The sequence below is a fragment of the Xenorhabdus bharatensis genome (genome assembly GCF_037996705.1).
GTDB lineage: Bacteria > Pseudomonadota > Gammaproteobacteria > Enterobacterales > Enterobacteriaceae > Xenorhabdus > Xenorhabdus bharatensis.
Genome location: NZ_JBBMXG010000130.1, coordinates 1 through 209, shown reverse-complemented (window position 1 = coordinate 209; position 209 = coordinate 1). Strand labels below are relative to the sequence as shown.

1 pseudogene is annotated in these 209 nt (G+C 41.1%); it reads right to left on the bottom strand.

Features of this window, described 5'->3' with window-relative positions:
• Positions 1-209: pseudogene (locus AAC855_RS21535) on the bottom strand (hypothetical protein); the annotation flags it as partial.

Genomic DNA, 209 nt, shown 5'->3' with positions numbered 1-209 from the left:
CTGATTTCATCGCGGTTAATTCAGATTGTACGGTGCTGCCATCACTAGTCCCAATAAGAGAGGCACCATGATTGGAAGATAATATTGCCGTTTCCACCAAACCGAGGTTTTCCACAAATGCCTTTTTGTCAGGAATATCCGCACCATTTTTGTTTTTCTCCAGACGAGTATTAGCATTATTATTCGCTGCATTAGCCAAATCATCAACA